The organism is Burkholderia sp. BE17 (assembly GCF_009362305.1).
Classification (GTDB): Bacteria; Pseudomonadota; Gammaproteobacteria; order Burkholderiales; family Burkholderiaceae; genus Burkholderia; species Burkholderia pyrrocinia_C.
In genome coordinates this window covers 60,448-75,325 of sequence record NZ_WHNU01000042.1, presented here as the reverse complement: position 1 = coordinate 75,325, position 14,878 = coordinate 60,448, and the positions used below count along the sequence as shown (strand labels likewise).

The 14,878-nt window shown below is 67.0% G+C and carries 14 protein-coding genes; 4 read left to right on the top strand and 10 right to left on the bottom strand.

Annotated elements, in window-relative coordinates; genetic code table 11:
- Positions 1–111: 111 nt before the first annotated feature.
- From GD429_RS30805 to GD429_RS30795, 3 genes are all read right to left on the bottom strand, one after another.
- On the bottom strand, positions 112–1,911 hold the full coding sequence (locus GD429_RS30805) for a M61 family metallopeptidase (RefSeq protein ID WP_152862735.1): 1,800 nt from the start codon (positions 1,909–1,911) through the stop codon (positions 112–114).
- Between the two features lie 99 nt (positions 1,912–2,010).
- Positions 2,011–2,739 carry a DsbC family protein gene (locus GD429_RS30800; protein WP_152862733.1) on the bottom strand — a complete coding sequence of 243 codons (729 nt, stop codon included), beginning with the start codon at positions 2,737–2,739 and terminating at the stop codon, positions 2,011–2,013.
- A gap of 90 nt (positions 2,740–2,829) precedes the next feature.
- The gene (locus GD429_RS30795) at positions 2,830–4,008 is read right to left on the bottom strand and encodes a UbiH/UbiF family hydroxylase (protein WP_152862732.1); all 1,179 of its coding nucleotides are present in this window, start codon (positions 4,006–4,008) and stop codon (positions 2,830–2,832) included.
- Between the two features lie 246 nt (positions 4,009–4,254).
- Here GD429_RS30795 and ychF point away from each other — a divergent pair, with 246 nt between their 5' ends.
- Positions 4,255–5,349: a redox-regulated ATPase YchF gene (gene ychF, locus GD429_RS30790; RefSeq protein ID WP_034183720.1), complete on the top strand. Its 1,095-nt coding sequence runs from the start codon at positions 4,255–4,257 to the stop codon at positions 5,347–5,349.
- A gap of 85 nt (positions 5,350–5,434) precedes the next feature.
- On the opposite strand, the gene GD429_RS30785 is transcribed toward ychF, so the two are convergent.
- The 5 genes from GD429_RS30785 to GD429_RS30765 form a co-directional block, all read right to left on the bottom strand.
- Positions 5,435–5,848, bottom strand: a complete 414-nt coding sequence (locus tag GD429_RS30785; RefSeq protein WP_152862730.1) for a lysozyme inhibitor LprI family protein — start codon at positions 5,846–5,848, stop codon at positions 5,435–5,437.
- An 8-nt stretch (positions 5,849–5,856) separates the two neighbouring features.
- A complete protein-coding gene (locus tag GD429_RS30780; protein WP_152862772.1) occupies positions 5,857–6,357 on the bottom strand; it encodes a lysozyme in 501 nt (166 codons plus the stop codon).
- Positions 6,358–6,636: 279 nt separating this feature from the next.
- Positions 6,637–8,028, bottom strand: coding sequence for a GABA permease (gabP, locus tag GD429_RS30775; protein WP_152862728.1), 1,392 nt, complete (start codon positions 8,026–8,028; stop codon positions 6,637–6,639).
- A gap of 413 nt (positions 8,029–8,441) precedes the next feature.
- Positions 8,442–8,786, bottom strand: coding sequence for an MmcQ/YjbR family DNA-binding protein (locus GD429_RS30770; RefSeq protein WP_321575006.1), 345 nt, complete (start codon positions 8,784–8,786; stop codon positions 8,442–8,444).
- A gap of 81 nt (positions 8,787–8,867) precedes the next feature.
- Positions 8,868–10,142 carry an MFS transporter gene (locus GD429_RS30765; protein WP_152862726.1) on the bottom strand — a complete coding sequence of 425 codons (1,275 nt, stop codon included), beginning with the start codon at positions 10,140–10,142 and terminating at the stop codon, positions 8,868–8,870.
- A 193-nt stretch (positions 10,143–10,335) separates the two neighbouring features.
- Between GD429_RS30765 and gcvA the strand changes: the two genes are divergently transcribed.
- The 3 genes from gcvA (at position 10,336) to ettA (ending at position 13,515) form a co-directional block, all read left to right on the top strand.
- Complete coding sequence (gene gcvA, locus GD429_RS30760; RefSeq protein ID WP_152862724.1) at positions 10,336–11,253, top strand: transcriptional regulator GcvA; 918 nt, start codon at positions 10,336–10,338, stop codon at positions 11,251–11,253.
- Positions 11,254–11,354: 101 nt separating this feature from the next.
- Entirely contained in the window at positions 11,355–11,663 is a 309-nt protein-coding gene (locus GD429_RS30755; RefSeq protein ID WP_152862722.1) for a DUF3761 domain-containing protein, read from the top strand.
- A 184-nt stretch (positions 11,664–11,847) separates the two neighbouring features.
- The gene (ettA, locus tag GD429_RS30750) at positions 11,848–13,515 is read left to right on the top strand and encodes an energy-dependent translational throttle protein EttA (RefSeq protein WP_072443022.1); all 1,668 of its coding nucleotides are present in this window, start codon (positions 11,848–11,850) and stop codon (positions 13,513–13,515) included.
- A 139-nt stretch (positions 13,516–13,654) separates the two neighbouring features.
- Here the strand turns inward: ettA and GD429_RS30745 are convergent, their stop codons facing one another.
- Complete coding sequence (locus GD429_RS30745) at positions 13,655–14,278, bottom strand: HAD family hydrolase (protein WP_152862720.1); 624 nt, start codon at positions 14,276–14,278, stop codon at positions 13,655–13,657.
- Positions 14,275–14,826, bottom strand: a complete 552-nt coding sequence (locus tag GD429_RS30740) for a cysteine hydrolase family protein (RefSeq protein ID WP_152862718.1) — start codon at positions 14,824–14,826, stop codon at positions 14,275–14,277. The genes GD429_RS30745 and GD429_RS30740 overlap by 4 nt, the downstream gene beginning before the upstream one ends.
- Between the last annotated feature and the right edge of the window lie 52 nt (positions 14,827–14,878).

Genomic DNA, 14,878 nt, shown 5'->3' with positions numbered 1-14,878 from the left:
GTGACGCCATTGTGCGTGGCCGCATTTGCCGGAAAAAGCGGGTTCAGGGCGACGGATTGTTGCAGCAGCAGAACAATCCTTGATCGCACCCCGATTTCCGATGCCGTGCACTCAGCCCTTCAGCCAGGCCTCCCGGGCCTTCGATGCCGCGACCGGCTTCGCTGCCGCCGTCAGCCGGTAGCGCGTCACCTCCGGGCCGTCGAGCTTCAGTTTCGCCGTGCGCAGTTCGTCGCGGCGAAACGCGTGAACTTCCACCTTGTCGCCCGGCCGGTAGCGTGCGAGCAGCGCATCGAGGTTGGTGCCCGTGACGCGCAGCCCGTCGACCGCGATCAGCGTGTCGCCGGCCGACAGCCCCGCGCGATGCGCGGCGCCGCCTTCATAGACAGCCGCGAACGTGCAGTCCGCACCGCCGCGCAAGCGCGCACCGATCGTCGGCTTCGCGGCCGCGCCGTTCGCGATATCCGGCGCGAGCGTCACGCCGAACGGCGCGAGCAGCTCGCCGAGCGGCAGGTCGCGCGTGCCGTGCACGGCGTCGGCGAACAGACGGCCGAGCGCGACGCCCGTCGCTTCTTCGATCAGCGTCTCGACTTCGTCTTCCGCGACGCCCGCCTGCTTGCCGCGATAGAAATCGCGACCGTAGCGTTGCCACAGCAGGCGCATCACGTCGTCGAGCGACTTCCGGTTGCGCGTCTGCGCGCGGATCGCGAGATCGAACGCGAGCGCGACGAGCGAACCCTTCGTGTAGTAGCTGACGATCGCGTTGGTCGCGTTCTCGTCCTGGCGGTAGTACTTGATCCACGCGTCGAACGAGCTTTCCGCGACGCTCTGCTTGAGTCGCCCAGTGCCGCGCAGCACACCGCCGATCGTGCGGCCGAGCGCCGCGAAATATTCGTCCTGCGACATCAGCCCGCTGCGCACCAGCATCAGGTCGTCGTAATACGACGTGAAACCCTCGAACAGCCACAGCAGCGACGTGTAGTTCTCGCGTGTCAGGTCGTACGGCACGAACGCCGCCGGCTTGATGCGCTTCACGTTCCACGTGTGGAAGTACTCGTGGCTGCACAGGCCGAGATACGTGCGATAGCCTTCCGTCGTCTCGGGCCGCCCCTTCACCGGCAGGTCGGTGCGGTTGCAGATCAGCGCGGTCGATGCGCGATGCTCGAGGCCGCCGTAGCCGTCGCTGACCGCGAGCGTCATGAACACGTAGCGGTCCATCGGCGCCTTCTTCGATTTCGGCTCGAACAGCGCGATCTGCGCTTCGCACACGCGTTTCAGGTCGGTACGCAGCCGCTCCAGGTCGAGCTGCGTCACGCGCCCCGCGACCACGATGTCGTGCGGCACGCCGTGCGCGTCGAACGTCGCGAGCGCGAATTCGCCGATCGTCACCGGATGGTCGGAAAGTTCGTCGTAGTTCGCTGCGCGATACGCACCGAAGCCGTAGCGCTTCGTGCCGCGCACCTCGGGCAGCGCAGTGCCGACGCGCCACGCGCGGAACGCCGCGCCGGCCGGCTTCGCGATGTCGACTTCGCACGGCGCGTCCTCGCGGCCGGCGACGCTCAGGAACACGGCCGTCGCGTTGAAGAAGCCGCCCGATTCGTCGAGATACGCGGAACGCACCGACAGGTCCCACGCATACACGTCGTAGCGCAGCGTCAGCGCGCCGCTCACGGGCGCGGCCTGCCACGTGTGCTTGTCGGTCTTCGCGATCCGCACCTTGCGGCCTGCGTCGTTGAACGCGCCGAGCGTCACGATGTTGCGCGCGAACTCGCGCACGAGGTAGCTGCCCGGAATCCACACCGGCAGCGAGAAGCGCTGGCCTGCGGGGTCGGGGTCGGCAACCGTGACCGACACTTCGAACAGGTGCGCGGCAAGATCTTTCGGGACAATCGAATAGCGGATCGGCTGGGTCATCGTGGCAATCGGTCGGGGCGGCGAAAACGAAGAGAGGCGCCGGCAGATAACGCGGGCGCCCCTCGCTGGCCGGGCCATGCGGCCCGGCATGTCGGTCGGTTACTTGCTCGAGGCGAGCGCCTGATTGAGCTGGTCGGCCGATACCGCGCCCGGCAGGCGGCGGCCGTCCGGCAGGAAGATCGTCGGCGTGCCCGTGACGTTCATCCCGCGGCCAAGCGCGAGGTTCTTGTCGAGCGCGCTGGTATCGCAGCTACCGGCGCCGGACGGCGCACGGTGATCGAGCATCCAGCTCTGCCAGGTTTTCGCGCGGTCGGTCGCGCACCAGATCGCCTTCGACTTCGCGGTCGAATCCGGCGACAGCACCGGGTACAGGAACGTGTAGACGGTGACGTTGTCGATCGACTGCAGCGTCGTCTCGAGCTTCTTGCAGTACGGACAGTTCGGATCGGAGAACACCGCGATCTTGCGTGCGCCGTTGCCCTTGACGACCTTGATCGCATTCGCGAACGGCAGGCTCGCGAAGTCGATCTTGTTGATCTCGGACAGGCGTGCGTCGGTCAGGTTCTTGTGCGTCTTGGTGTCGACGAGGTCGCCGAGCAGCACGTAGTCGCCCGCCGCGTCGCTATAGATGATCTGCGAGCCGAGGTTCACTTCGTAAAGGCCCGCGACCGGCGATTTCGACACGCTCTTGATCGGCGCGTCGTTGCCGAGACGGGCCTGCAGCGTGGCTTTCAGCTTGTCGGTGGTCTGGTCGGCCTGCGCGGTGCAGCCCAGCGTCGCCATCGTGACGGCCAGCGCCAGCGACGCGATCCGGATCGTTTTTTTCATCGAAATCTTCCTTCAGCTCAATCGGTATGCACGGCACAGTGTACGCCGTAACGGAACCGAGTCCGACCGGCGAATCGGCCGAAGGTTCGATCAGCCGAGCGCGGCCGACACGAGCCAGCGCTTCACGAGCGGCTGCGCGCCGACGAATGCCATGCCCGCATTGCGCACGGCCTTCGCGAGCGGGCCCGGCACCGCGAACAGCCGCTGCAGGCCGTCGGTCGCGACCATCAGCGCGCGGATGTCCTCGCGGCGCGAACGCTCGTAGCGGCGCAGCAGCACCGTATCGCCGAGGTTGCGGAAGCTTTCCTTGCCCGCGATCGCGTCGGCGAGCGCCGCGGCGTCGCGCAGGCCGAGGTTCATCCCCTGCCCCGCGAGCGGGTGGATCAGGTGCGCGGCATCGCCGACGAGCGCGACGCGCGGTGCGATCAGCTTGTCGACCGTCTGCAGCGCCAGCGGGAAGCCGGTGGCCGGCGTCACGCATTCGAGCGTGCCGACCTGGCCGTGCGACACGCGCTCGACCTCGGCCGCGAGCTGCGCCGGATCGAGTGCGAGCAGTTCGTCCGCATGCGCGGTGTGCGCGGACCACACGAGCGACACGTGGCCGTCCGGCAACGGCAGCAGCGCGACGATCTCGCCTTCGTGGAACCACTGATAGGCCGCCTCGCGGTGCGGCAGCGATGCCTTGAAGTTCGCGACGACGCCCGTCTGCCGGTAGTCGCGCCGTTCGACTTTGGCCCCCATTTGGGACCGTACCCACGAATGCGCGCCGTCGGCGCCGACGATGAGGTCCGCTTCCAGCACCTGCCCCGACGACAGCGTGAGCACGGCCGCATCGTCGCGCACGTCGAAGCCCTGCGCGCGCGCATCGAACCACGTGAGGTTCGGCTGGAACCGCAGCGCGGCGTCGAGCGACGTCTCGACCAGCGACGATTCGGCGATCCACGCAAGCTGCGGCACGGAGGCCTGGTACGCTGAGAAATGCAGTTCGGCGTGCGCATCGCCGTACACGCGCATGTCGTAGACGGGCGCGAGCCGGCTGTGGTCGAGCGCCTGCCAGACCCGCAGCCGCTCGAGCAATGCCTGCGAGCTGGACGACAGCGCGTAGACGCGTGTGTCGAACGCGAGATCGGCGGGGCGCGGCGTGGCCGGCTGGGCGAGCAAGGCGGTCTTGTAGCCGGACTGGGTCAGCGCGAGCGCGGCGGTCTTGCCGACGAGCCCGCCGCCGACCACGGCGACGTCGAAGGAGTGGTGGGCAGTCATGGCGGGCATTATAGCCGTGGGGCCAAACCCTTACGCGGCCGGACTTTGCGGGAAATCAGCAGAATCGCAGGTGGACGCGGCGGCGCGGCGGCCCGCCGCATCGGCCGATCGGCGCAAGCCCGGAAACCGTGGCGTCGGCACGGTACAATAGCGCCTTTGACCGTCGGCCCGCCGCGCCCCAAGCGCCGGCCGCCCTTTATTCCCGCGCCGCCGTGCCCTGTCCGGCCGCGCCGCTTTACCCGTTCGAAGGATTCCATGAGCCTCAAATGCGGCATCGTCGGCTTGCCCAACGTCGGCAAGTCCACCCTGTTCAATGCGCTGACCAAGGCCGGCATCGCCGCCGAGAACTACCCGTTCTGCACGATCGAGCCGAACGTCGGCATCGTCGAAGTGCCCGATACGCGCCTGAAGGCGCTCGCGGAGATCATCAACCCCGAGCGCGTCGTGCCGGCCGTCGTCGAATTCGTCGACATCGCCGGCCTCGTCGCGGGCGCGAGCAAGGGTGAAGGCCTCGGCAACCAGTTCCTCGCGAACATCCGCGAAACCGATGCGATCACGCACGTCGTGCGCTGCTTCGAGGACGAGAACGTCATTCACGTCGCCGGCAAGGTCAGCCCGATCGACGACATCGAGGTGATCAATACCGAACTCGCGCTCGCCGACCTCGGTACCGTCGAGAAGGCACTCACGCGCTATTCGAAGGCTGCTAAGTCGGGCAACGACAAGGAAGCGGCCAAGCTCGTCGCGGTGCTCGACAAGGTGCGCGCGCAGCTCGACCAGGGCAAGGCCGTGCGCGGCCTCGCGCTGTCGGACGACGAAGAGGCGCTGCTCAAGCCGTTCTGCCTGATCACCGCGAAGCCGGCGATGTATGTGGCCAACGTGAAGGATGACGGCTTCGAGAACAACCCGCACCTCGATGCGGTGCGCAAGTATGCGGAAAGCGAGAATGCGCCGGTGGTCGCCGTGTGCGCGGCGATCGAGGCGGAAATCGCCGATCTCGACGACGCGGACAAGGAAGCATTCCTCGCCGACATGGGCATGGAAGAGCCGGGCCTCGACCGCGTGATCCGCGCGGGCTTCAAGCTGCTCGGCCTGCAGACTTACTTCACCGCAGGCGTGAAGGAAGTGCGCGCGTGGACGATCCATACCGGCGACACGGCACCGCAGGCGGCCGGCGTGATCCACACCGACTTCGAGCGTGGCTTCATCCGCGCGCAGACGATCGCGTTCGACGATTTCATCACGTACAAGGGCGAACAGGGCGCGAAGGAAGCCGGCAAGATGCGCGCGGAAGGGAAGGAATATGTCGTGCATGACGGGGATGTGATGAACTTCCTGTTCAACGTCTGAGCGTATCAACCGACGCTGTTTCGTGCAGTGTCACAGAAACCGGAAAGGCCCGCGAGCAGCGGGCCTTTCTTTATTCCCGAGCGACTCATGAAGGTTTGCGGGAAGCGCTCGCCGACAATTTTTTCGTCATTTCCTTCGTCGCCGCCGCCGCGCAGATCGCCTGTGCTGCAGGACGCATCGAACCGTCGCCCCATGCTTTGCGCGCCGATTTTTCGCATGATGTGTCGCGCGCCTTCTTCCACTTTGCGATCCGCACATCGAGCGCCTTCTTGCGCTGTGGCTGCTGATTCACCTGCTTGTCGACAACCTGCTGCAATTCTCGCTCGGCGACGAGTTGATCGCGCCACGCACAGAAATTCATGCTTGTCTGATTCGAATCGCAGTCGCTGAGCAGCGCGTCGACCTCGCTCGCCGGCAAACCGCTGCGTGCCGCTATCTCATCGGCCGGCGTCTGGCCGGCAAACACACTCACCGACGCCAGCACGAACAACCCGATCATGGCCCTTCTCACTGCGCCCCCTGCTGTGGCTGGAACGGCGCCGATTCGAGCCGACGCCGGTTAAGAAGGCCGGTCGAACGAACAGGTGCCAGGCGGCGCCCATTCGCGTCTCGCGGATGAATCCAGACACGCTGATTCATGTGCGACACCACGCCAGCGTCGTTGCTCTGATTCGCGGAACGGAGCGCGGCCAGTGCGCCAGTGTTACCGGCATTGTAGGTATAGCTGACGAGTTCGTCGAATTGCAACTGCGTCAATTGCCGAGTCGGGACATGGCGTCGCACGGCGGCCTCCGCCCGGCCGACACGGACCGCGAGTTGCGCATTCACTTGCACCGGCGTAACCGGCCTCCGCAGTTCTTCCTGGGTGCACGGCCCGGTATGAGCAAGCGTCCCGACGCCATAGGTACAGTTGTTCGCCTGATCGTTGTAGTACGCCATGACCGCGCTTTCCCGCAGACGCAGTTCAGCCCAACCCGCTTCACTCAACCGCATGTTCTCATTCGCCATCTGCCACCCTCCCGGCACGACCGCTGATCGCGCGTCGATTTCATCATTCACTTCGGTTGTCGAAGGGATCAATGTATGAAGTTGCCGTCGTCGATGAAATCAGACGAGTTCGATTTTTGCGACTCCAAATTTCAACGCCGCGCCCTATTGCCGACCGCCCTGGGTTGCCACGGGTAAGTGCATCCGTTTACCTCGACAAAACAAATGGCCCGACCGGCTAACGCCGATCGGGCCACGTTCATGACAGGCGGCTCACCGCCATGCCGTCACATCACTCCATCACGTCGCCGACACCCGCCGCCCCGCGCTCGCCTGCGCATCGCGGCCGCGCTTGTTCAGCCACGACGCAAACAGCACGATCAACGCCAGCACGGCAGTCGCACCGACTTCCATCCGGTGATCCTCGCTGACGAACATCACGGTCAGCGTGCCGCAGATGAACAGGATCACGGCCCACGTGAGCCACGGGAACAGCCACATCCGCAGCGTCAGGTCGGCGCCGCTCGATTCGAGCGTCTTGCGCATCCGCAGTTGCGAGATCGCGATCACGAGATACACGAGCAGCGCGATCGCGCCCGACGTCGCGAGCAGGAAGCCGAACACCTGCTCCGGCATCAGGTAGTTCGCGATCACGGTCACGAAGCCGAATGCCGTCGACGCGAGCACGGCCGCACGCGGCGTGCCGGTCGAATCGGTGCGATGCAGGAACGCAGGCGCGTCCTTGCGCTTCGACAGCGAGAACAGCATCCGCGACGCCGTGTACAGCGCCGAATTCAGGCAGCTCGCGACCGATACGAGCACGATTACGTCGATGATCGCCTTCGCGTTCGGGATGCCGATCAGCTCCATCGCGCGCTGATACGAGCCGTGCTTCGGCAGCAGCGGGTCGTTCCACGGCACGATGGCCGCGACGACGAGAATCGAACCGAGATAGAACAGCGTGATGCGCCAGATCACCGAGTTGGTCGCGCGCACGATCTGGCGCTGCGGGTTGTCCGATTCGGCGGCCGCGATCGTCACGATCTCGGTGCCGAGGAACGAGAACATCGTCGTCAGCATCGCCGCCAGCACCGCACCGGCGCCGTTCGGCATGAAGCCCTGATGCGCGAACAGGTTCGACACGCCCGATACGGCCGGCGCCGGTATGATCCCGACGATCGCCGCGCCGCCGATGCACAGGAACACGACGATCGCGACGACCTTGATCAGCGCAAACCAGAATTCGAATTCGCCGTAGTTCTTGACGGAAAAGAGGTTGGTGACGGTGAGCAGCAGAGTGATGCCGAGCGCAAAGATCCAGGTCGCGATGCCCGGGAACCATGCATTGAGGATGGTTGCCGCAGCCGTTGCCTCGATCGGGATCACGAGCACCCAGAACCACCAGTACAGCCAGCCGATCGAGAAGCCGGCCCAGTGGCCGATCGCGCGATCGGCATAGGTCGAGAACGAGCCGCTGTCCGGATGCGCGACGGCCATCTCGCCGAGCATGCGCATCACCAGGACGACCAGCACGCCCGCGATCGCGTACGCGAGTATCGACGCCGGACCGGCTTCCGCGATCGCGTGGCCGGAGCCGACGAACAAACCGGCGCCGATGACGCCGGCAATCGACATCATCGTCACGTGACGCTGCTTCAGGCCCGTGCCGAGGCCTGTGTTGCTTCCACTCATCTGTCTCTCTCCAAAAAACGGTTCCGGTACGACCGGGTGTCGCGTGAAGGCGGCGCGGGGAGTTGTCGTTCTTGAATCCGGCTGCGACCGCGCGTGCGTCGCACGCGGGCATGGGGCCGGATGGGGCCGTTCGGGTCGGTACGCCGCGCAGTCTGCGAAGCTGCGTGGGCGATGCGGCGCACGAGGCGCCGGCGCATCGCGTGCGCCCGTTCCGTCGGCTTTCGTCAGCCGCCTTCGAAGCGAAGGAGTGTAAGCATCAAACGGTTCTTCACTAAGAACCAATTGAAGAATTTCGATGGAACCACTTGTTGCATCGATGCGAACCGATGCAACAAGTGGTCGGGGCGGCGCGGCTTGCGCACCGTCAGGGGGCTTCCGTCAAAGGCAATCCGGCAGCGTCGCGCTCCGGACGCTCAGCTCCCGCCGCGCGCGGCTTCGTCCCGCCATTTGGCCGGCACGATCGCGTGCCATTCTCGCAGAAGCAGGTTTTTCACGGCGTCGGGATGCGCGGCCGACAGGCGCACCAGCACGATCGGCCAGCCTGTGTAGTGATCAGTCACGTAATACACATCGGGCTCCGATTCGATCAGCCACGCGCGCTCGTCGGGGCCGACGCCCTTCACCACGAGCGTGTCGCCGTCCTCGCGCAGCCGCGCGAGCAGCCTGCCCTTCACCTTGAGCGCGGGCGTGCCGTACGACGTGCCTTCCTCGACGCCGCGCCACGCCAGCGCGATCTGCCGGACTTCGTCGAATGTCACGATGCCTCCCCGACCGTTGGTCGACGGTTGACGGTCCGGCCACCCTATCGGAAATCGCGCGGCGCGCCCAGCGGCGTGCGCCTATCCGCCGGTCGCTCGCGCGGCCACCGGCGCGCGTCCGGTGGTCGCGACGATGGCGAACGCGATCGCATTCGCGACGGCGCTCGCGAGGATCGGCACGAGATAGCCGCCCCCCGCGTCGTAGATGAAGCCGGCGGCAGCCGGCCCGATCAGCGTGCCGAACGCGACGCTCGTGTACAGGATGCCGATGATCGCGCTCACGTTGCGGCCGCCGAAATAGTCCATCACGACCGCCGGCAGCACGGCGACCCAGCCGCCGTAGAACACGCCGAACACGAGTGCGAACGCGGCAAGCGTCTCAACGGTGCCGGCGCCCGCCCACGCAACGAGCGCGACGGCCATGCCCGCGAACATCGCGAGCAGCGATGCGCGGCGGCCGAAGCGGTCGGCGAGGCCGCCGAGGAAAAAGCGGCCGGCCGTGCTGCCGACGCCGATCGCACCGAGCAGCAGCACGGCCGTCGACGGCGCGATGCCATGATCGAGCGCGTACGGTACGAGGTGGACGAACGGGACGAATACACCGAACGAGCATACGAGACAGGCGGCGTAGAGGCTCGCGAACGGCCGCGACGTGACGGCCTCGCGCACCGTCGCGCCGGCGTGCACGGACGTGGCAGCCTTGCCGGCTACGGAAGCGCCGGCCTTCCGGCCGCCATCGCCGGCCGCATCGCCATCCGGCAACAACCCGCGGCCGCGCGGATCGTTCTCGATCAGCAGCGACATGCCTGCCCCCAGGACCACCGCGAGCACTGCCAGCGTGAAATAAGCACCGCGCCAGCCGACATGCGCGATCAGCGCGGACGCGAGCGGCGGCATCACGAGCGTGCCGACGCCGATCCCCGCGACCGCGAGTCCCGACGCGAAGCCGCGCCGCCGCACGAACCAGCGCTGCACGGCCCCGACAGCCGGCACGTACGCGCAGCCGACGCCGAGACCGACACCGAGCCCGTACGCGACATAGACCTGCAGCAGCGTGCGCGCGGCGCCGGCGGCCGCGAGCCCGGCACCCGTCAGCAGCATCCCGGCGACGGCGAGCCGCCGCGAGCCGAAGCGATCGGCAAGCGGCCCGCTGACGATGCCGAAGCCGAAATACAGGAAGCCGGCGAGCGAGAACACGAGCGAGATCTGCCCGCGCGATGCGGCGAAATCGCGCTGCAGCGACTCGACGAACGCGCTGAACGTATACGCGCTGCCGAACCCGACGAACGTGACGGCGAACGCGGCCGCAACCACGTACCAGCCGTAGAAAAGGCGCGACGCGCCCGGACGGTTCATGACGATGCTCCTCTCAGGTCCCTCCGGACGCCGCGCGGCGTCCGGATTGCCTCATGGATATAGTTGAACTATGTTGATCGCATCGGCCGCCGCGAGGCAGCCCTGAAGAATGCGATCCGATGTGACAACGGTACTCGCGCGTACGCGTCGTCTCAAACGATATTTCGTCGGCCTTTCGCTTTAGAGAAACTGAATGAATCGTTCCCGCCTGCCGCCACTCAACGCGCTGCGTGCATTCGAAGCGGCCGCCCGCCACCTGTCGGTGAAGTCGGCGGCCGAGGAGCTGTCGGTCACGCCCGGCGCGGTGAGCCAGATGATCCGCACGCTCGAGACGCATCTCGGCGTGCAGCTGTTCGAGCGCGTCAACCGCGGCATCCTGCTGACGGCCGCCGGCCGCGACTACCTGCCGCCGGTGCGCAATGCGTTCCGGCAGATCGCCGATGCGTCGCAGCGCGTGTCGTGTGCCGCCGACAGCGGCGTGCTGACCGTGAGCGTCACGCCGTTCTTCGCGTCCGCGTGGCTCGTGCCGCGCCTCGCGCAGTTCCGGCACGCGTGCCCGGACGTCGACCTGCAGATCGTCACGAGCCATGCCCTCGCGGATTTCTCGCGCGACGGCGTCGACGTCGCGATCCGTCACGGCCTCGGGCGCTACATCGGGCTGTGCAGCGAACGCCTGCTGACGGTGGAAATCGTCGCGCTCGCGTCGCCCGAACTCGTCGCGCGGCTCGGCATGCCGACGACGCCGGCCGATCTCGTCGGCTGGCCGCACCTGCACGACGCCGAGCGCAAGGGCTGGCACATCTGGTTCGGTGCGCAGCGGATCGACGATTTCGGCCCGCCGCGCGGCCCCGCGTTCGACGACTCGGGCCTGTTGCTGCAGGCGATCGTCGCCGGCCAGGGTGCCGGGCTGCTGCCGGCCGCGATGGTGCGCGGCGAGCTCGAAAGCGGCCGGCTCGTGCAGCTCGCCGACGTCGCGTGGCTCGACGATTTCGCGTACTACCTCGTCTATCCGCCGCATCATGCGGAACGGCCGAAGGTCGCCGCGTTCCGCCGGTGGATTCTCGACGCCGCGCAGGCCGACGGCGCGGCGTCGATGTCCGGCGCGACGTAACGTCGCTTCACCGCGAGGCACCGGCGCCCCCCTTGGCCGATCGGCTAACATGCGGCGCGGGCCATCGGCCCGACATCGATAACAACAGACCGAGAGAGACCATGACTGCCCTGCTCCGCCGCGCGACGCACGTCGCGACGCTGTCGATCGCGCTCTTCGTCGCGTGCGCCGCCCTGCCTCCTTCCGCGCATGCGTACCGTACGCCGCCCGGCTACGGCAACGAAGCCGATCTCGACCGTCACGACACATATCGCAACCGCGACGGCGAAACCGTGCATGCGCCCGCACATTCGAAATCGGGCCGCGTGCCCGACGGCGCGAGCGCGCGCTGCCGCGACGGCACGTACAGCTTCAGCCGCCATCGGCGCGGCACGTGCTCGGGGCACGGCGGCGTGGCCGCATGGCTGTGAACGCCGCGCGCCCGAATGCCTGCGTCGTGCCAGCGACACCCGGCGGCGAAGTACAATAGCCGCTCGCGCCGCCGCCACACGGCGACGCCGCCGCGCCTCGCGCGGCACGCTCCGTACCGAATCACCCGACGCCGCCATGCCAGCGCGCTGCGCGGCCGTCTCAACTTCTGACTTTCACACCCAAATGGCCCAATACGTTTTCACGATGAACCGGGTCGGCAAGATCGTGCCGCCCAAGCGCCAGATCCTGAAGGACATCTCGCTGTCGTTCTTTCCCGGCGCGAAGATCGGCGTGCTCGGCCTGAACGGCTCGGGCAAGTCGACGCTGATCCGCATCATGGCGGGCGTCGACAAGGACATCGAAGGCGAAGCGACGCCGATGCCGAACCTGAACATCGGCTACCTGCCGCAGGAGCCGCAGCTCGACCCGACGAAGACGGTGCGCGAAGCCGTCGAGGAAGGCCTCGGCGACCTGTTCCAGGCCAACAAGAAGCTTGAAGAAATCTACGCGGCGTATGCCGAGCCGGACGCCGACTTCGACGCGCTCGCGGCCGAACAGGCGAAGTACGAGGCGATCCTCGCGTCGAGCGACGGCGGCAGCCCCGAGCAGCAGCTCGAAGTGGCCGCCGACGCGCTGCGCCTGCCGGCGTGGGACGCGAAGATCGAGCACCTGTCGGGCGGTGAAAAGCGCCGCGTCGCACTGTGCAAGCTGCTGCTCGAAAAGCCCGACATGCTGCTGCTCGACGAACCGACCAACCACCTCGACGCCGAATCGGTCGACTGGCTCGAACAGTTCCTGGTGCGCTTCCCGGGCACCGTCGTCGCCGTCACGCACGATCGCTACTTCCTCGACAACGCGGCCGAGTGGATTCTCGAACTCGACCGCGGCCACGGCATTCCGTGGAAGGGCAACTACAGCAGCTGGCTCGACCAGAAGGAAGAGCGCCTGAAGCAGGAAGAGGCGTCGGAGTCGGCGCGCCAGAAGGCGATCAAGAAGGAACTGGAGTGGGTGCGCCAGAACCCGAAGGGCCGCCAGGCGAAGTCGAAGGCGCGTATCGCGCGCTTCGAGGAGCTGAACAGCCAGGAATACCAGAAGCGCAACGAAACGCAGGAAATCTTCATTCCGGTCGGCGACCGCCTCGGCAATGAAGTGATCGAGTTCAAGAACGTCAGCAAGGCGTTCGGCGACCGCCTGCTGATCGACAACCTGAACCTGAAGATCCCGGCCGGCGCGATCGTCGGCATCATCGGCCCGAACGGCGCCGGCAAGTCGACGCTGTTCCGGATGCTGACGGGCAAGGAGCAGCCGGATTCGGGCGAGGTCGTGATGGGCCCGACGGTGAAGCTCGCGTACGTCGACCAGAGCCGCGATGCGCTCGACGGCTCGAAGACGGTGTTCGAGGAAATCTCGGGCGGCGCCGACGTGCTGACGGTCGGCAAGTACGAGACGCCGTCGCGCGCGTACATCGGCCGCTTCAACTTCAAGGGCGGCGACCAGCAGAAGATCGTCGGCAACCTGTCCGGCGGCGAACGCGGCCGCCTGCACCTCGCGAAGACGCTGATCTCGGGCGGCAACGTGCTGCTGCTCGACGAACCGTCGAACGACCTCGACGTCGAAACGCTGCGCGCGCTGGAAGACGCGCTGCTCGAATTCGCGGGCTCGGTGATGGTGATCTCGCACGATCGCTGGTTCCTCGACCGGATCGCGACGCACATCCTCGCGTTCGAAGGCGATTCGCAAGTCACGTTCTTCGACGGCAACTACCAGGAGTACGAAGCCGACAAGCGCGCGCGCCTCGGCGAGGAAGCCGCGAAGCCGCACCGACTGCGCTACAAGCCGATCAGCCGCTGAGCGGCGCGGCCCGGGCGCCCGGCACTGCGGCAACGCGGGGCCGGATGCCGAAGGTGGCCGCTTCCTTCCGGATCGGCAAAACGAAAAAGCGGGCCCGTGGCCCGCTTTTTTTATCTGCCGGGCGCTCGCCCGCTGCTTGTTACGCGAGCGCGCCCAGCTCGCGCAGCCGCGCCTCGGTCGCCGCCGCGTTCGTGTGATGAATGCCGTGCCAGCCGAGCGCCGTCGCGGCCGCGGCGTTCTTCGCGTTGTCGTCGATGAATACGAACTCGTGCGGCGCGATGCCCGGCAGGTGCGGTTCGATCCGCGCATGCATCTCGCGGTAGATCGCCGGATCGGGTTTCACGAGCTTCACGCGGCCCGACACGACGATATCCCTGAATCGCCGCAGGACCGGGAAGTTGTCCCACGCATACGGAAACGTCTGCGCGGACCAGTTCGTCAGCCCGAACAGCGGCATCCCCTGCGCGTCGAGGCGGTCGACGAGCGCGGCGCCTTCGTCGAGCACGCCGCCGATCATCTCGTGCCAGCGCGCATAGAACGCGCGGATCAGCGCGTCGTGCTCCGGAAACTTCGCGACGAGTTCGGCCGTGCCTTCCTCGATCGTCTGCCCGCCGTCCTGGCGAATCACCCAGTCCATCGCGCAGACATGCGTGAGGAACCAGCGACGCTCGGCCTCGTCGGGAATCAGTTGCCGGTAAAGGTAGTCGGGGCTCCAGTCGATCAGCACGCCGCCGAAATCGAACACCACGGCCTTGATCGTCATGCGAACTCCGCACCGAGCACGTCGGCGAGCGGGCGCGGCGTGACCGCGTTGCCCGACAGCGAATTGTTTGCCCAGATGAAGTGGTGATGCGCGACGATCTGCGCGGCCGACAGGTGCGCGCGCTCGTTCGTCGTGTGCAGGTCGGACACGACGGTCGTCCGGTAGCCGAGCAGCGCCGCGCGGCGCGCGGCCGAATCGACGCAGAACTCGGTCGCATAGCCGCAGATCAGCACCGAACGGATGCCATGGCGGTCGAGCTGCGCCGCGAGCGGCGTGTCGTGGAACGAGTCGCTCATCTGCTTGCGCACGCGCCAGTCGTCGCTCCCGACGACCAGCCCCGCATGCAGTTCCCAGCCCGGCGTGCCGGGCACGACGTCGTCGTCCGCATCGCCGTCGTGCTGCACGAAGCACACGGGCGCGTTCGCCGCGCGTGCCGCCGCCGTCAACCGGTTGATGCCCGACATCACATCGTCGAGCCGGTACGCGGGCTGCGCCCGCTGCACCAGCCCGCGCTGCATGTCGACCACGATCACTGCGGTGTCCGCCATTTGTTGCCCTCGCTGCTGTGGTTCGGCCGCCGCCCGGCCGGAATCGCCCGTC